This window comes from Sphingomonas bacterium (assembly GCF_903642285.1).
Classification (GTDB): Bacteria; Pseudomonadota; Alphaproteobacteria; order Sphingomonadales; family Sphingomonadaceae; genus Sphingomonas.
The window spans coordinates 1-16398 of record NZ_CAHJWJ010000028.1; the positions used below are offsets into that span (position 1 = coordinate 1).

At 68.0% G+C, this 16398-nt stretch carries 17 protein-coding genes and 2 pseudogenes; 12 read left to right on the top strand and 7 right to left on the bottom strand.

Going from position 1 to position 16398, the window contains the following annotated elements; all coding sequences use genetic code 11:
• Together HUU99_RS13055 and HUU99_RS13060 are read right to left on the bottom strand one after the other, a co-directional pair.
• Window positions 1–394, bottom strand: a pseudogene (locus tag HUU99_RS13055) (dihydroorotase); the annotation flags it as partial.
• Window positions 391–1374, bottom strand: coding sequence for an aspartate carbamoyltransferase catalytic subunit (locus HUU99_RS13060; protein ID WP_174287019.1), 984 nt, complete (start codon window positions 1372–1374; stop codon window positions 391–393). The gene HUU99_RS13060 and the pseudogene HUU99_RS13055, both read right to left, overlap by 4 nt.
• A gap of 63 nt (window positions 1375–1437) precedes the next feature.
• Between HUU99_RS13060 and HUU99_RS13065 the strand changes: the two genes are divergently transcribed.
• Window positions 1438–2043: a TIGR02466 family protein gene (locus HUU99_RS13065; protein ID WP_174287020.1), complete on the top strand. Its 606-nt coding sequence runs from the start codon at window positions 1438–1440 to the stop codon at window positions 2041–2043.
• 84 nt (window positions 2044–2127) lie between these two features.
• On the opposite strand, the gene HUU99_RS13070 is transcribed toward HUU99_RS13065, so the two are convergent.
• Window positions 2128–2583, bottom strand: a complete 456-nt coding sequence (locus HUU99_RS13070; RefSeq protein ID WP_174287021.1) for a universal stress protein — start codon at window positions 2581–2583, stop codon at window positions 2128–2130.
• A 118-nt stretch (window positions 2584–2701) separates the two neighbouring features.
• Between HUU99_RS13070 and HUU99_RS13075 the strand changes: the two genes are divergently transcribed.
• From HUU99_RS13075 to HUU99_RS13105, 7 genes are all read left to right on the top strand, one after another.
• A complete protein-coding gene (locus HUU99_RS13075; RefSeq protein ID WP_174287022.1) occupies window positions 2702–4072 on the top strand; it encodes a pyruvate dehydrogenase complex dihydrolipoamide acetyltransferase in 1371 nt (456 codons plus the stop codon).
• 4 nt (window positions 4073–4076) lie between these two features.
• Complete coding sequence (locus HUU99_RS13080; RefSeq protein WP_174287023.1) at window positions 4077–4286, top strand: hypothetical protein; 210 nt, start codon at window positions 4077–4079, stop codon at window positions 4284–4286.
• Window positions 4283–4663, top strand: coding sequence for an acyl-CoA thioesterase (locus tag HUU99_RS13085; RefSeq protein WP_254603192.1), 381 nt, complete (start codon window positions 4283–4285; stop codon window positions 4661–4663). Before HUU99_RS13080 ends, HUU99_RS13085 begins: the two co-directional genes overlap by 4 nt.
• A gap of 50 nt (window positions 4664–4713) precedes the next feature.
• The gene (locus HUU99_RS13090) at window positions 4714–4989 is read left to right on the top strand and encodes a hypothetical protein (protein ID WP_174287025.1); all 276 of its coding nucleotides are present in this window, start codon (window positions 4714–4716) and stop codon (window positions 4987–4989) included.
• Window positions 4979–5413 (top strand): PIN domain-containing protein, encoded by a 435-nt coding sequence (locus HUU99_RS13095; RefSeq protein WP_174287026.1) that lies wholly within the window; start codon window positions 4979–4981, stop codon window positions 5411–5413. The genes HUU99_RS13090 and HUU99_RS13095 overlap by 11 nt, the downstream gene beginning before the upstream one ends.
• Window positions 5413–6831 (top strand): dihydrolipoyl dehydrogenase, encoded by a 1419-nt coding sequence (gene lpdA / locus HUU99_RS13100; RefSeq protein ID WP_174287027.1) that lies wholly within the window; start codon window positions 5413–5415, stop codon window positions 6829–6831. The genes HUU99_RS13095 and lpdA overlap by 1 nt, the downstream gene beginning before the upstream one ends.
• Before the next feature lie 133 nt (window positions 6832–6964).
• The gene (locus HUU99_RS13105; protein WP_174287052.1) at window positions 6965–8368 is read left to right on the top strand and encodes a hypothetical protein; all 1404 of its coding nucleotides are present in this window, start codon (window positions 6965–6967) and stop codon (window positions 8366–8368) included.
• Between the two features lie 10 nt (window positions 8369–8378).
• Here the strand turns inward: HUU99_RS13105 and HUU99_RS13110 are convergent, their stop codons facing one another.
• Window positions 8379–10730: a putative bifunctional diguanylate cyclase/phosphodiesterase gene (locus HUU99_RS13110; protein WP_174287028.1), complete on the bottom strand. Its 2352-nt coding sequence runs from the start codon at window positions 10728–10730 to the stop codon at window positions 8379–8381.
• 94 nt (window positions 10731–10824) lie between these two features.
• Window positions 10825–12594, bottom strand: a complete 1770-nt coding sequence (locus tag HUU99_RS13115) for a fatty acyl-AMP ligase (protein WP_174287029.1) — start codon at window positions 12592–12594, stop codon at window positions 10825–10827.
• A gap of 104 nt (window positions 12595–12698) precedes the next feature.
• Here HUU99_RS13115 and HUU99_RS13120 point away from each other — a divergent pair, with 104 nt between their 5' ends.
• The 4 genes and pseudogenes from HUU99_RS13120 to HUU99_RS15650 all read left to right on the top strand — a co-directional run.
• Window positions 12699–13238, top strand: coding sequence for a RecX family transcriptional regulator (locus tag HUU99_RS13120; protein WP_174287030.1), 540 nt, complete (start codon window positions 12699–12701; stop codon window positions 13236–13238).
• Window positions 13239–13311: 73 nt separating this feature from the next.
• Window positions 13312–13902, top strand: a complete 591-nt coding sequence (locus HUU99_RS13125; protein WP_174287031.1) for a cold-shock protein — start codon at window positions 13312–13314, stop codon at window positions 13900–13902.
• A 61-nt stretch (window positions 13903–13963) separates the two neighbouring features.
• Window positions 13964–14359 carry an NADH:ubiquinone oxidoreductase subunit NDUFA12 gene (locus HUU99_RS13130; RefSeq protein WP_174287032.1) on the top strand — a complete coding sequence of 132 codons (396 nt, stop codon included), beginning with the start codon at window positions 13964–13966 and terminating at the stop codon, window positions 14357–14359.
• Between the two features lie 209 nt (window positions 14360–14568).
• Window positions 14569–14802 (top strand): annotated as a pseudogene (locus HUU99_RS15650) (DUF2155 domain-containing protein); the annotation flags it as partial.
• A 35-nt stretch (window positions 14803–14837) separates the two neighbouring features.
• On the opposite strand, the gene aat reads toward HUU99_RS15650, so the two are convergent.
• Window positions 14838–15551, bottom strand: coding sequence for a leucyl/phenylalanyl-tRNA--protein transferase (aat, locus tag HUU99_RS13140; protein WP_174287033.1), 714 nt, complete (start codon window positions 15549–15551; stop codon window positions 14838–14840).
• A gap of 41 nt (window positions 15552–15592) precedes the next feature.
• On the bottom strand, window positions 15593–16312 hold the full coding sequence (locus HUU99_RS13145) for a ParA family protein (protein WP_174287034.1): 720 nt from the start codon (window positions 16310–16312) through the stop codon (window positions 15593–15595).
• Window positions 16313–16398: the final 86 nt, after the last annotated feature.

The window sequence follows — 16398 nt, forward strand, 5'->3', positions numbered from 1 at the left end:
TGCCGACCGCGCGCGCGCCGGCCGACGCGCAGGTCGCCATTTCCGCCAGGTCCGCGCCCGCCAGCGCGCGGGTCGCGGCGGCGATGGGGTGGATCCACAGGTCGGGCTTGCCGACCAAGGCGGACCGCTGGACGATGCCGGGGTCGTCGAGCACGGGCGACTGGTCGGGCATCAGCCCCACGCGCACGATGCCGCCCGCGCGGCAGGCGGCGCGATCGACCGCGAAGACGCCGAGGTCGATGATGCCGGGGGCAAGGACCGCGCCGTTGCAGTCGACGACCTCGGCCGGGCCGTCGAGGGTGTCGACGATGACGCCGTCCGCGACGAACAGGTCGCCGGTTCGCTCGCCGTTCACGGGGCAGACGATGCGGGCGTTGGTGAAGTGGAGGTTCACGCCCATCCCTCCACACCGCGAGCGCGCCGCGTCAGTACATCCAGGCACGCCATCCGCACCGCGACGCCCATCTCCACCTGTTCGGTGATCGCCGATCGGGCGTGGTCGGCGACGGCGGAGTCGATCTCGATCCCCCGGTTCATCGGCCCGGGATGCATCACCAGCGCGTCCGGCACCCGCGCGAACCGCTCCGCCGTCAGCCCGTAGCGGAGGCGATATTCGCGTGGGCTAGGGACATATCCCCCCGCCATCCGCTCGGTCTGGAGGCGCAGCATCATGACCACATCCGCCCCTTCCAGCGCGGCGTCGAAATCGGTGAACGGGGTAACGCCCATGCGCTCGATCGCCGCGGGCATCAGCGTGGTCGGCGCGCAGACGCGGACCTCGGCGGCGAGCGCGGTCAGCGCCAGGATGTTCGAGCGCGCGACGCGGCTGTGCAACAGGTCGCCGCAGATCACGACGCGCTGCCCCGCGATCGACCCGCGTCGCCGCCGGATCGTCAGCGCATCGAGCAGCGCCTGCGTCGGATGCTCGTGCCGCCCGTCGCCGGCGTTCAGCACTGGGCAGTCGACCTTGTCCGCGATCAGCCGCACCGCGCCAGACGACATGTGGCGGATGACGATGACGTCGGCGCGCATGGCATTGAGGGTTTGGGCGGTGTCGATCAGCGTCTCGCCCTTCTTCACGCTCGACTGAGCGGCGTGCATGTTGACGACGTCCGCCCCGAGCCGCTTGCCCGCGATCTCGAACGACAGCAGCGTGCGCGTCGAGTTCTCGAAGAACGCGTTGATGAGGGTCAGTCCGTCGAGGCGCTTGTCGGGCGTCGCGTGCGCGCGGTTCGCGCCGACCCAGGTCTCCGCCTCGTCGAGCAGGAACGCGATCTCGTGCGGTTGCAGGCCATCGATGCCGGTCAGGTGGCGATGCGGGAAGACGGCACCGCCTTCGATCATATTGGCGGGGCGGTGGTCCGATCGTTCCATCGAGAGGGCGGGGTAAAGCGGGAGCGACTGGCGCGCAAGGCGTGCGCGACCTATGGCGCGGCCATGCCCGCGCACAGCATCTTCGCCTCGCTCGTCGCGGAGGACCGGATCGACGATCCCGCCTTCGTCGCCGCGCTCGACACCGCCTGTCGCCGGCTCGCGGTGGACGACGGCGCGGGGCGGCGCTGGTCGCGGGACCATGGCTATCGGGGCTATACCTCCTACGCCTCGCTCGGCGACCTGCCGAAGCGCGACCCCGATTTCGCGGAACTGAAGCGGCGGCTGGACCGTCACGTCGCGGCGTTCGCCAAGGACTGCGCCTTCGATCTGGCGGGGCGGCGGCTGAAGCTCGACAGCCTTTGGGTCAATATCCTGAAGGCAGGCGGCGCGCATTCGGGGCATATCCATCCGCACAGCGTGGTGTCGGGGACCTTCTATATCGCGGTGCCGGCGGGGGCGGGGGGATTGCGGTTCGAGGACCCGCGGCTGGCGATGATGATGGCGGCCCCGACCCGGATCGCTGATGCGCCGGTCGCGCTACGTCGGTTCGTGACGATCGATCCGGTACCGGGAACGCTGCTGCTGTGGGAAAGCTGGCTGCGGCACGAGGTGCAGCCGAACGAGGGCAAGGGCGAGCGGATCAGCGTCAGTTTCAACTATCGCTGGTGACGGCGGTTACGCATGGCTTTCACGCCCCCCGACCGTCATCCCCGCTTTCGCGGGGATGACGAAGGAAAGGGTGGCCGGCCGGCCCTAGCTCAACCGATCGATCTGCTCCCGCGTCAGCGATCCCGGCACGATCATCAGCGGCACCGTCAGCGCGCCCGCGTCGGCACCCGCGAAATGCGTCACCAGCGCCCCCGGCGCGCCGCTGGCCGCCGCGCCGAGCACCAGCGCGGCGATGTCGGGATTGCCGGCGATCAGCGCGCGCACGATGGTCGGAGCGTCGCCTTCGCGCACCGTGATCGAGGGGCGCAGACCGGATTCCTCGATGATGGTACCCGCCGCCGCGGCGACCAGCCCCTCGGCATGCAGCCGCGCCTCCTCCTCGATCGTCGCCTGCACGCCGCCGAACGCCATGAACTCCGCCGGCGGCAGGATCGTCAGGATCTCCACGCCGCCGCCGGTCTTGACCGCGCGCCGCGCGGCGAAGCGGAGCGCGATGCTCGATTCCGCGCTGTCGTCGACGACCACCAGATAGATGCGCATGGGCTGCCCTTTCGCGGCGCATGGTGACGCGCCTGCGAGCCCCGCGCAAGTATCGTGCCTTGACCGCGTGGTGATGGAGGGCGAGAGAAAGCCGTGCCGGATATGTTCGAGGAACCGCATGTCGATCGAGATCAAGATGCCCGCTTTGTCGCCGACCATGGAGGAAGGCACGCTGGCCAAATGGCTGGTGAAGGAAGGCGATGCCGTGAAATCCGGCGACATCATGGCCGAGATCGAGACCGACAAGGCGACGATGGAGTTCGAGGCGGTCGACGAGGGGGTGATCGCGAAGATCCTGGTGGCCGAGGGCACCGACGGCGTGAAGGTCGGCACCGCGATCGCGATCCTGGCGGAGGACGGCGAGGATGCGTCCGCAGCCCCCGTTCCGACCAAGAGCGACACGCCGGTGCCGGCGGCGGCGGCGTCCGAACCGCGACCCGATCCGACCGATCCCAATGACAATTGCGACGAGGCGAAGCCCGTGGCACGGACCGAGGCGGGGGCGGAGGATCATGGTCGTCCGGCGGACGCCGGCCCCGCCGCCGTATCGGCCGATCATGGCGACGCAGGCGACCGCCTGAAGGCCAGCCCGCTCGCACGCCGGATCGCCGCGGACAAGGGCATCGACCTGTCGGGCGTGACCGGTTCGGGGCCGAACGGGCGGATCGTGAAGGCGGACGTCGAGGGGGCTAAGCCCGTGGGGGTGGAGTCGGCTGCGGTCGCGTCGGCGGGGAAGGGGGAGGACGCGCCCATCGCTGCGACACCTGCCGCCCCGGCGAAACCGGCGGCGATCCCGGATATCCCGCACGAGACGACCAAGCTCAGCAATATCCGCAAGACGATCGCGCGCCGGCTGACCGAATCGAAGCAGACCGTCCCGCACATCTATCTGACGGTCGACGTCCGGCTCGACGCGCTGCTGGCATTGCGGACCGAGCTGAACGCCAGCCTGGCGTCGCGCGGGGTCAAGCTGTCGGTCAATGACCTATTGATCAAGGCGCTGGCCGTCGCGCTGATGCAGGTGCCCAAGTGCAACGTGATGTTCACGCCGGACGCTCTCGTCAGCTTCCGGCGGGCGGACATCTCGGTCGCGGTGTCGACGCCGTCGGGGCTCATCACGCCGATCGTCGCGGCGGCGGACACGCGCTCGCTGTCGTCGATCTCGACCGCGATGAAGGACCTCGCCGCGCGGGCTCGCGACAACAAGCTGAAGCCCGAGGAATATCAGGGCGGCACCGCGTCGATCAGCAACATGGGGATGTACGGCATCACGCAGTTCGACGCGGTCATCAACCCGCCCCAGGGCATGATCCTGGCGATCGGCGCCGGCGAGAAGCGGCCCTGGGTGATCGACGATGCGCTCGGTATCGCGACGGTCATGACGGCGACCGGCAGCTTCGACCACCGCGCGATCGACGGCGCGGACGGCGCGCAATTGATGCAGGCGTTCAGGCAGCTGGTCGAACACCCGCTCGGCATGCTGGCCTGATGCGATGATCTCCGCCCGTCGCCATTTCTGGACCGAGCTGGCGTTCTTCATCGGCAGCGTGGGCGCGATGTTCGCCTTCGTCTGGGGGATGACGTGGAGCTATCCGCTGGGCCACACGACGCTCTGGTCGATCGGGATGGTCGCGGTCGCATCGGTCGCGGCGATGGGATTGCCGTCGCTCGCCCGCGCATGGAACGCATGGCGTCGCGCATGACGGACGTGCTGCCCGGCGCCGCGCCGACGATCCGCGTGACCGCGATGCCGGGCGATGCGAACCCTTACGGCGACATCTTCGGCGGCTGGCTGATGGGGCAGATGGATCTGGCCGCGGGATCGGTCGCGTCGCGCCATTCGGGCGGGCGCGCGGTGACGATCGCGGTCGACGCGATGAAATTCCACGCGCCGGTGCTGGTCGGCGACGAGGTGTCGGTGTTCGCGACGCTGATCGCGGTCGGCAACACGTCGATGACGATCGAGGTCGAGGCCTGGCGTCGCGCACGGCACGTCGAGGACATGTGCAAGGTGACGCAGGCGCGGTTCGTGTTCGTCGCGACGGACGAGGAACGAAGGCCGCGGCGGCTCGCTGGTTGAACCGAGGCGACAAAAGTGTATCTTGGGGTGACACTTTCGGGGCGGCCATCATGAAAATGGGGATCAAGGAATTTCGCGAACGCCTCGGCGAGGTGGCGCGAGGTCGTGAGCAGGTCCAACTGACCGATCGGGGCCAGGTGATCGGCACCTATACGCCGTGGCCGAAGATGGACCCGGAAAGGCTGGAGCGCGCGCGTTTGGCGGGCATCAGGCATCAGGAAGCGCAGGACGAACTTCGCGCGCACGGCATCGATACCAGCGTACTGCTCGCAGAAATCGGACTCAGTCCTTGGGGTGAGCCGCTCGAACAAGCCAATGATCGTTGATGCAAACGTCGTCATATCCGCGTCGCTCGGGCAATCTCGGCCGCTTCTTCAGTACCTGGCCGACCGCGGTCATACACTGCTGATCCCATTTGCTCAGATGAGGGAGGCGAGGCTCGTAACGGCCGCACAAGCCGTCAAAGTCGGTCGAGATGGTGCGGACTTGTTCGGTTGGGCGGAAGAGCTGCTGTTCACGATTCCCGCCGAGCAATATGTCGGTCTCGAGGACGAAGCGCGCGGCCGGCTGCAACGAGGCGGGGAGAAGGATTGGCCACTCGTAGCGCTGGCCCTCGCCAGCGGAGACGCGATCTGGAGCAACGATCGCGATCTGTTCGGGGTGGGCGTGGTCGTCTGGAACAGCTTCAACATTCGGCGGGCGTCGGCGGCTGATGCCGATGCACGCTTCGATCAAGACGGGAAGAGATGATGCCTGACCAATTCGACCTCGTGATCCTCGGTTCCGGGCCCGGCGGCTATGTCGCGGCCATCCGCGCGAGCCAGCTGGGACTGAAGACCGCGATCGTGGAACGCGAGCGGTTGGGGGGGATCTGCCTCAACTGGGGATGCATCCCGACCAAGGCGCTGTTGCGCACGTCGGAAATCTATCATTACATGCAGCACGCCGCGGATTACGGGCTGAGCGCGGACAATGTCGGGTTCGATCTCGCCAAGGTCGTCGATCGCAGCCGCAAGGTGGCGGGGCAGCTGAACGCTGGCGTCAAGGGCCTGATGAAGAAGAACAAGGTCACGGTCTATGAGGGCGTCGGCACGCTGACCGGCAAGGGCGGGCTGAGCGTCAAGCAGGGCGACCCCGGATCGGGGTCCGGGGCAGGCAAGACCGTCGAGCTGGTCGCCAAGAACATCATCGTCGCGACCGGTGCCCGCGCGCGCGACCTGCCGTTCGCCAGGGCCGATGGTGCGCGCATCTGGACCTATCGCCACGCAATGGTGCCGACCGAGATGCCCACCAAATTGCTGGTCATCGGATCGGGTGCGATCGGCGTGGAGTTCGCCAGCTTCTACAACGACATGGGCGCGGACGTGACGATCGTCGAGATGCTGCCGCGAATCCTGCCCGTCGAGGACGAGGAGGTGAGCGCGTTCATGGAGAAAGCGCTGACCAAGCAGGGGATCACTATCCTGACGGGTGTCGGGGTCGAGAAGATCGAGACCGGCGCGACCGAGGTGACGGCGTCGATCAAGGGCCGGGACGGCAAGGTCGCGACCGATGCGTACAGCCATGTCATCGTCGCGATCGGTATCGTGCCGAATACGGAGGATATCGGGCTGGAGGCGCTGGGCGTCGAGACCGAGCGCGGGCATATCGCGACCGACGGCTATGGCCGCACCAATGTCGATGGCGTGTGGGCGATCGGCGATGTCACGGGTGCGCCGTGGCTGGCGCACAAGGCCAGCCATGAAGGCGTGATCGCGGTCGAGAAGATGGCAGGCGGATCGCCGCACCGGATGGACAAGGGCAATATCCCCGGCTGCACCTATTCGCGCCCGCAGGTGGCGAGCGTCGGGATGACCGAGGCGAAGGCGAAGGAAGCGGGTTACGACCTCAAGGTCGGCAAATTCCCCTTCATCGGCAACGGCAAGGCGATCGCGCTCGGCGAAGCCGAAGGGTTCGTGAAGACGGTGTTCGATGCGAAGACCGGCGAATTGCTCGGCGCGCACATGGTCGGCGCGGAAGTGACCGAGCTGATCCAGGGCTATGTCGTCGCGCGGCAGCTGGAGACGACCGAAGCCGAACTGATGGAGACCGTCTTCGCGCATCCGACGCTGAGCGAGATGATGCACGAAAGCGTGCTCGGCGCGTACGGCCGGGCGATCCACTTCTGATTTCGATCGATACCGGTCGCAGGTCGGCGAGGATATGCGGCCAGGGCCCAAGGAACGATCCGGGGCAAGCCGCTTGCCCGGCCTGCCCCCGCGTGCCAGCACTGGTCGCATGGCGAACGATGATCGGCGATGGATGACGGCGGCACGGCGTTACGCGGTGGTCGCGGCGTCGCTGTGCGCCCTGTCGATCGCGCTCTTCTGGCCCGGCTACGCGATGTACGACAGCGTCGCGCAGTATGAGCAGGTCGTGACCGGCGCGTATGACGACTGGCACCCGCCGGTGATGGCGCGGTTATGGTCGGTGCTGCACCCGCTTGGCCCGGGTGCCGCGCCGATGCTGGTGCTGCAGATAGCGCTGTATTGGACCGGATTGGGCGGCATCGCGGCGGGGCTGGCGGCGGGGGGCAGGACGCGCGGTGCGGCGGCGATGCTGGCGATCGGCGTATTGCCGCCGTTCCTGGGATGGCAGGCGGTGGTGTTGAAGGACGCGCAGGCGACGGGGGCGTTGCTGGCCGCGGTGGGACTGACGGCGTGGTGGCGGCTGCGCGGTGTACGCGTTCCCGTCGCGGCCGGGATCGCGGTGGTCGTGCTGATCGCCTATGCGACGCTGGCGCGCGCCAATGCGGTGTTCGCCGCGGTGCCGCTGGGGGTCTTGTTGCTGCCGGGGACCGTCCGCTGGCCGGTGCGGACCGGGTCGTGGATCGGTATGACGCTCCTCGTTCTTGCGCTCGCGCCGATCGTCAACCACCGGCTGCTGGGCGCGAGTTCCAGCGGCGTCGAACTTACCGCGCCGTTGTTCGACATGGCGGGGATCGCGGCGCGGACGCCGGATGCGGACGGCACCGGGCTTCTTGCCGAAGAGCGCGCGGTGGTGATCGCACGGCGTTGCGCGCGGCCGTTCTTCTGGGACCCGCTCGGCGATCCAGCGCATTGCGGGACGGCGATGAACCGATTGCGCGCCCTGCCGACCGGGGCGGTCGACCGGCTGTGGCTGACCGCGATCATCCGGCATCCGCTGGCCTATGCCGCGCACCGTGCCGCGCACCTGAACTCCACCGATCGATGGCTGGTGGCGGCGCATTGGCCCGACGCCAATCCGCCCCAGGCGACCGAGCCGAACGCGCTGAAACTGGGATCGCCCGGGCGGGTCGCGGTCGCGTGGCAGCGGTTTGCGGGGGTGCTCGTGGAAACGCCGCTCGGCTGGCCGATCGCGTGGATCGTGATCGCCATCGTCGCGATGGCGGTGGCGACGGGGCGTCCGCGCCCCGCACGCGACGTGGCGACTGCGCTATTGGGGTCGGCACTGTTGCTCGAGGCAAGCTTCGCGGTGCTGAGCATCGCGTCGGACCTGCGCTATCATCTATGGCCGATGATCGCGACCGCGGCGGCGGCGGTCCTGCTGGCGGACGGCACCCCGGTGCCACGGCGGGCGGCGCGCGGCGGGGCGTTCGTCCTGGTGCTGGTGATCGCGACCGCGGTGGCCGCGCGGGTCATGCTGCCCGCTGCACCGACGACGTATCTGGGAATGCTGGGGTAGGCACACCCGTTCACGCCACCTGCGATTGTCGCCAGTCGCGATTGGCCAGCGCGCGCGCTTCCTCGACGGGGAGGGGGCGACCGAAATAATAGCCCTGGACCTTCGAACAGCCCAGCTCCTGGACCATCCGGTGCTCCGCTTCGGTCTCGACGCCTTCCGCGGTCGTCGCCATGCCAAGGCTCTTGGCAAGCGCGACGACGGCGCGGATGATCGCGATCGCCTCGCGCACGCCCTTCGACGCGCCCTGCACGAAGCTGCGGTCGATCTTGATCGAGGAGAAGCGCGTGCGGCTGAGATAGCCGAGCGACGAATAGCCGGTCCCGAAATCGTCGAGGCTGAGGCGAACGCCCATGTCGAGCACCTTCTCCAGCACCTTGGTCGCGCCGAGGCCCTGCATGAAGACGCTCTCGGTCACTTCCAGCTCCAGGCGTTCCGCGGACAGGCCGCTATTCGCCAGTGCCGATGTGACGACGGTCACGAAATTGGGGTTCTGCAGCTGATCGGGCGAGACGTTGACCGCCACCCGGATGTCGGTCGGCCACCGCACGGCCTCGTCACAGGCGGTGCGAAGCACCCATTCGCCGATCGGCGCGATCAGTCGCGCCTCCTCGGCGAGCGGAATGAACTTCATCGGGGAGACGGTGCCGAAGATCGGGCTGTTCCAGCGGAGCAGTGCCTCGAACCCCATCAGCGACCCGGTGCCGGCATCCACGACGGGCTGATAGGCGAGGTGCATCTCGCCTTTTTCCAAGGCGGTGCGAAGCGCCATCTCCAGCACGCGGCGCTCCTCCGCCTGCACGTGCAATTCGGGTTCGTAGACATGGACGAGGCCGCCGCCGCCGTCCTTCGACCGGTACAGCGCCAGATCGGCGGAGCGGATCAGCATTTCCGCGGTGCGGCCGTCGCGCGGGCCCACCGCCAGGCCGATGCTGGCACCGACATAGAGCTTGTGCTGATCGACTTCATAGGGTTGCGACAACGTATGGATGATATGACGTGCGAATGCCTCGACCGCGGCGATGTCGCGCGCATCGCGGACGATGACCGCGAATTCGTCCCCACCCAGCCGACCGCACATCGCGTTCGTGGTCATCAACTGGCCAAGCCGTTCGGACACGCGCCCGAGCAACCGGTCGCCGATCGGATGGCCGAGCGTATCGTTGACCGCCTTGAACCGGTCGAGATCGAGCATCATGAACGCGCAGCGGCCGCCCCATTTGTCCGCATCGGTCATCGCGTGCACCAATGTTTCGTTGATGAGCAAGCGGTTGGGCAGACCGGTCAGCGTGTCGAACCGCGCCATGCGGTTGATCTTGTCCGCCGATGCGCGCTGTTCGGTGACGTCGGAGCCGACGCCGCGAAAGCCGATGAACGCGCCGCGTTCGTCGAAGCGGGGGCTGGCCGCCAGTTCCCACCAGCGTTCCTCGCCCGCCACGCTGACCGGCAGGCGCAGGTCGCGGAAACTTTCGCGCCCCTTCAGCTTGTCGGCGAGGGTGTGGAGGCTGACGGCGAAATTGCCGGTTTCCCAGGCGGGCCCGGCCAGCACCTGAAGGAATGGCATGCCGTTGATCGTGACCGGATCCAGCCCGCAGGCGAAGGCGAAGCGCGGCGATGCCTTCACCACGCGGCGCGCGGCGTCGGTTTCCCACAGCCAGTCGGCTCCGTTGTCCTCGAATTCGCGAAGCAGCAGGCTGACCGTTTCATCGCGTTCCGCCAGTGCGAGTTCGGCGGCGCGGATCGCGATCAGCCCGCGGGCGCGGCCCACACAGGCGGTACCGAGCAGCAGCGTGAAGAGCAGGACGCCGACCGCCGCCGCATAGGCACCCGACCATATGAGATCGACCGCGGTCGCGGAGCCGATCCCGGCGAGAAAGACGAGCGTGGCCAGAGCAAGTGGTGCCATCGTCAGCGATGCGGCCGTCATCAGGATGGCGAGCGTGACGCCCAATCCGGCGGACGTGCCCGGCGAGTGGGGACAGAAAATGAGCGGTACGACCGCCCAGACGATCGCCAGCGCAGCGCCTTCGAACGCGGTGTCGCGCAGTTCGGGCAGCCGGGCATAGCCGTCTTCGCGGTGATGCGCCGCCAGTCGCCGGAACGCGACCGTGACCGCGACGACCGCTACGGCGGCGGACCAGGCGATCAGCCAGGAAAGCGCGATGGTCTTCGCCAGCAGCACGAACGATGCGGTCGCACCGGTCAGATTGGCGGCGAGCAGGACGAAGGCGAGCTGCCGCCCGGCGGCCAGCTGCGTCGACCGCAATCGACCCGATTCGGCCGGGTCCGCGCCGTCGCGCAGGCCCAGAAGTATCGTAAAGCCGATTTGCGTCGGCACGGGTGGAGTTTGGGTCTCGATCGTCACCCGTGGATCGATACGGCAAATCCGTTAGCGGTTCGTTGCCATTCCGGCCCGATTCATCGGATTTGGATCCTATCGGTTCGGATCGACCGCCGGCTCAGGCGGCGATGTCGTACGGCTTGATCTCGCCCGCCAGATACAGGTTGCGCGCCTTCGCGCGGCTGAGCTTGCCGGAACTGGTCCGCGGCAGCGTACGCGGCGGGATCAATTCGATGACGCAGTTCATGCCGGTCACCGCACGCACGCGTTCGCGGATGGCGTCGCGAAGGCGGGCGCGTTCGCCCTCGTCGGAACTGCGGCACTGGACCAGGACCGCCGGTGTCTCTTCGCCGCCCGGCGTCGTGATCGCGAAGGCGGCGATGTCGCCCGCCTTGAAGCCCGGAAGTTGCTCCACGGCCCATTCGATGTCCTGCGGCCAATGGTTGCGGCCGTTGACGATGATCATGTCCTTGGCGCGGCCGACGATGTAGACATAACCGTCGCTGAGATACCCCATGTCGCCGGTGTCGAGCCAGCCGTCGACCAGGCAGGCATCGGTCGCGGCGTCGTCGCGGAAATAGCCGACCATCACCGACGGCCCCTTGCACCACAATTTGCCGATCGCGCGTTCGGGCAGCGGCGTACCGTCCTCCTCGCGGATTTCGATCCTCATGTCGCGCACCGCCTTCCCGCAATTGACGATCGCACGGAAACGCTGCGGGCGTTTTCCGTCCGGGCCGTGCCCTTCGCCCGACAGCTGCGTTTCCTCGACCAGTTCGACGCGGATACCCTCGCCGGGCGGCATGATCGACACCGCCAGCGTCGCCTCCGCCAGCCCGTAGCTCGGCAGGAACGCCGACGCTGCGAATCCCGCATCGGCGAAGGCGTCGACGAAGCTTTGCATCACGTCGGGCCGGATCATGTCCGCGCCGTTCCCCGCGAGCCGCCAGCGCGACAGGTCGAAGCGTTCGGCGGCCTTGGTCTGGCTCGACATCCGCCGTGCGCAGATATCGTAGCCGAAGGTGGGGGAATAGCTGATCGAGGTGCCCGTATTGCGGCTGATGAGATCGAGCCAGGCGAGCGGACGGCGCGCGAAATCCTCGGTCTTCAGATAATCCGCCGACACCTGGTTGGCGATCGGCGACAATAGGCACCCGACCAGCCCCATGTCATGATACCAGGGCAGCCATGACACGCAGCGATCGGTATCGACTACCTCCATGCCGTGGCTGTGCGCGGCCAGATTGTTCAACAGCGCGCGGTGGGTGATGACGACGCCGTGGGGAAAGCGGGTCGAACCGCTGGAATATTGCAGATAGGCGATCGAATCGGGACCGGCCGCCGGCAAAGCGGCCTCGGGCGCAGGGCGCGTTTCCAGTTCCGCCCAGTCGACGCCCGTGGTGGCTGCCGCCACCGCAGCCGCGCCTGCCATTTCGGCCAGCTCGGGCGGGTAGATCAGCATCACCGGGTCGCAACTGGCCAGCTGGACGCGCAGCTGTTCGATATAGGAATCGCGCCCGCCGAACGACGTCGGCAGCGGCAGCGGCACCGGCCACGCGCCGGCATAGACCGTACCGAAAAACAGGGCCGCGAAGTCCGGGCTGGTTTCGGCAACCAGCGCGATCCGGTCTTCGGGCTTCACCCCCGCCGCAATCAGCCGCCGCGCCATCGCCAGCGCATCGTCGCGCAATTCGGCAAAACGGTAAGGGCGGATCAGCGTCCCGCGCGCATCGTGGAAATTGAGACCGCGCCCGCCCGCCGCGGCATAGTCCAGCGCGTCGCCGAGCGTCGCGAAATCGGCGAAGCGGCGCGCCAGGCCATCCTCGGTCGGCGTCGCGCGCAAAGCTGCGTCGCTCGTCGCCGTCGAAAGGATGTGGTCGGTCTTCATGCTCGTCTTTCGTCCGGCGGATCGCTGGCGATCCTCATGCGATCTTGCACAATGCCCGTTATGCGCGTTCAAATTCGGGTGCGACTGTGGCACAAACATGGCGCATGCGGCGCAATCGTTCCTCCCCCGGGTCGCCGATCCCGCCGCTGGACGCCGCCGCGCTCGACCGGCTGGCGCTGCGATACGTCGAACGCTTCGCGACCACGCGGGGGAAACTCGCGGATTATCTGCGCCGCAAGATCCGCGAACGCGGGTGGGAGGGGCCGGCAGCCGACCCCGCGGCGCTGGCCGAGCGGATGGCGGAACTCGGCTATGTCGACGACCGTGCGTTCGCCGCGGCGCGCGCCGGGCTGATGGCGCGGCGCGGCCTCGGCGCGCGGCGGATCGACGGTGCGCTTCGGCAGGCGGGGGTTCGGGAGGCGGATCGCGAGGATATCGCGCCCGACATCGCGGAAAGCGGCGTGGCGGCGGCGTTGGCCTATGCGCGGCGGCGGCGGATCGGGCCATGGGGCATGGGCGATCCCGACCGGGCGACGCGTGAGAAGCAGGTCGCGGCGATGCTGCGCGCGGGGCACGGCTTCGATCTGGTGCGGCGGATCGTCGCGCTGCCCGCGGGGGAGCCGATCGACCCGGATTCGCTTTGATCGTCTTTGCGGGAAAGGACGGCGTTGCAGCATGCGCGAACCATGCTAGCGTCGCATCACAGGGGTGAGTGCGATGCGTAGCGAAACGCCACAGGATGCGGGGGGGTCGGCCCGGATTGGCCCCGACGACCTCGACGGGCCGGACGCTACGGAATCGGTGCCGCTGGCCGGGACGGTCAAATGGTTCGACGTGACCCGCGGATTCGGATTTGCGGTGGCGGACGACGAATCGATCGGCGACATCCTGATCCATTTTTCCGTGCTGCAACCGCATGGCCGGCGCAGCCTGCCCGAGGGCGCACGCGTCGAGACGCTGGCGATCTCACGCGGGCGCGGGTTCCAGGCGCGCGAAATCGTCGCGATCGACCTCACCGACGCGGTCGACGAACCACCCCAACGCCCACGCCCGGTTGGCGACCGGGTCGATCCCGCGTCCCTGATCGCGGATGCCGGGCCGTTCGAGGCGGTCACGGTCAAATGGTTCAACAGGCTGAAAGGCTATGGCTTTCTCGTCCGCCTGTCCGATGGCGCTGACGTGTTCGTCCATATGGAAACGCTGCGCCGCGCCGATATCGTCGCGGTCGAACCCGACGAACCGCTCCGCGCGCGCATCGTCGAGGGTCGTAAGGGGCCGCTGGCGGTGATGGTGGAGAAAGACGCGTGAGGCAAGACGCGGTCCGGTCGATGCCGGTTGATGGCCGCGGGCAGGCGCGGTAAGCGGGCCAATGGGCATCAATCTCAATCCCCTCACCTGGTGGAACGGCGCGACCTGGGGCACCTGGTTCTACGGGTTGCGCGACAAGGTCCGCGTCGGCGCCGATTCGCTCGGCAACGTCTATTATGAGGGCGGCCGCGATACCGCGGGCAATCCGCGCCGCTGGGTGATCTACAACGGATCGAACGATGCCAGTCGGGTGCCCCCCGAATGGTTCGGCTGGCTGCACCATCAGATCGCGGACGTGCCCGAACGGGCGCTGCCGATGCCGCGACCGTGGCAGAAATCCGCCATGGCCAACATGACCGGCACCGCCGATGCCTATCGTCCCTCCGGTGCGCTCGAAATGGGCGGCAGGCGTGCGGCGGCGACCGGCGATTACGAAGCCTGGACGCCCGAGGGGTGACGAGACGCTCGATTGCCGCGGCCGTCCTCGCCGTGGTGCTGTTGGTCGGCGGGGTGCTCGGGTTCCGTGCATGGCACCGGACCACCCCCGCGGACGGCGGCGATTCGGTCAGCCAGTCGATACCCGAAATGCCCGGCCAGCCCGTGGCGGCGGACGGCGTCGAGACGGTCGATACCGGCGACGCGGCCGTCGATGCGGGCGCGACCCCGATGGCGCAGCGCGTGGCGGTGATCGGCCTGCTGAACAAGCGCAACGGCGATTCGCGCGATCTGACGCTGAAGGTCGGGCAGGCCGCGCGTGTCGGCGATACCGTCGTCCGGCTGCGCGCGTGCGAGGAAACCGCGCCATGGGAGAACGAGCATCTGACCGGCGCGTTCGTACAGCTGGATGTGCGTGGCTATGACCGGCATTGGCGGCGGGTCTTTTCGGGCTGGCTGTACAAGGAACGGCCGTCGCTGAACGTCGTGCAGCACCCGGTCTACGACGTCTGGACCAAGAGCTGTACGATGTCCTTCCCCGACAAGGGGCCGGACACCGTCGCGTTGACCGACCCCGCGGCACGGTCGGCCGCGAAGAGGTCGCCGGGGGCGGACGAACCTGCCGATGCGCCGACGACACCCGACAGCGCGGCATCCAGCAACACGCAGTAATCCGCCCGGTCGATCTCCACCGCGCCGAGCGAGGCGAGGTGGCTGGTCTGGAACTGGCAGTCGAGCAGGGTGAACCCGCCCGCCCTCATCCGCGCGACCAGCCAGGCGAGTGCGACCTTCGATGCGTCGGTCGCGCGACTGACCATGCTTTCGCCGAAGAATGCGCGTCCCAGCGCAAGGCCGTAGAGCCCGCCGACCAGCCGATCCCCGTCCCAGCATTCGATCGAATGCGCGAAACCCATGGCGTGTAGCGTCCCGAACGCCTGTTCGATGCCGCGGTTGATCCACGTCTCCGGCCGACCCTCGACGCTTTCCGCACAAAGCATCACGATATCGGCGAAGGCGGTATCGATCGTCACGCGGAACCGGTCCGCCGCGATCGTCTTGCGGAGCGATTTAGACAGGCGGAGCCCGTCCAGCGGCAGGACCGCGCGGCGTTTCGGTTCGACCCAATATACGCTTGCGGCGTCGCGGTCGTCCGCCATCGGAAAGACGCCGATGGAATAGGCGCCGAGGACAAGTTGGGGATCCAGGCGGTTCATTAACTCACCTTCTCGTCTCCCCTCCCGTAAACGGGAGGGGGCTAAACATCCCTACCCGCCAATCGCAACTCGATCGTCCGCCACAGCGCGTCGAATGCCTTCGCGCCCTCGGATCGCGGCGCGAACGATCCGACCGGCGCGCGCTTCGCGGCGGTCTGTTCGATCACGCTCGCCATCGGGATGACGGGCCAGTCGGGATGCCGTTCCACCGCGGCGGCGTGCAGGCCGCGGCGGCGATCGACCATGACGTGGACGGGCATCACCGGCGTCCTGCCGCCGAGATGCGACACCACCGCCCGATAGGCGCGTTCGGACAGTGGCGAGGGGATGACCGGCGCGACGATCAGGTCGGCGGCGCGCATCACCTGGTCAGCGGTATCGGTCAGCCCGGGCGGGCAGTCGAGCACGATCCGGTCATAATCCTTCAGTCCCGCCAGCAGTTTCGCGAGCCGCTTCTTCTTGTCGAGTTCGTGGAACAACCGGTCGAGCCCGCGCAACGATTCGTCGGCGGGGATCAGGTCGAGGCGCGGATAGGGCGTCGGACGCGCCCGGTCGGCGATCGATATCGCCTTCGAGAAGACTCCTTGCGCGTCGTTGTGCGTCGTATCGCAGCCGAGCAACCAGCTGCTCGCGGCCTGCGGGTCGAGGTCCCACAGCAACGTCCGCCGCGCCGATCGCTCCGCCGCGCACCAGGCCAGATTGATCGACAGCGTCGTCTTCCCGACGCCGCCCTTCAGGCTGTAGATCGCGACCGTCGTCATGCGCGCGACCCTGCCGATTGCGGGGTGGTGTGGCAAGCGGCGTCGCGCCGATGAAAAGGGCCGGCGGATCGCTCCGCCGGCCCGGA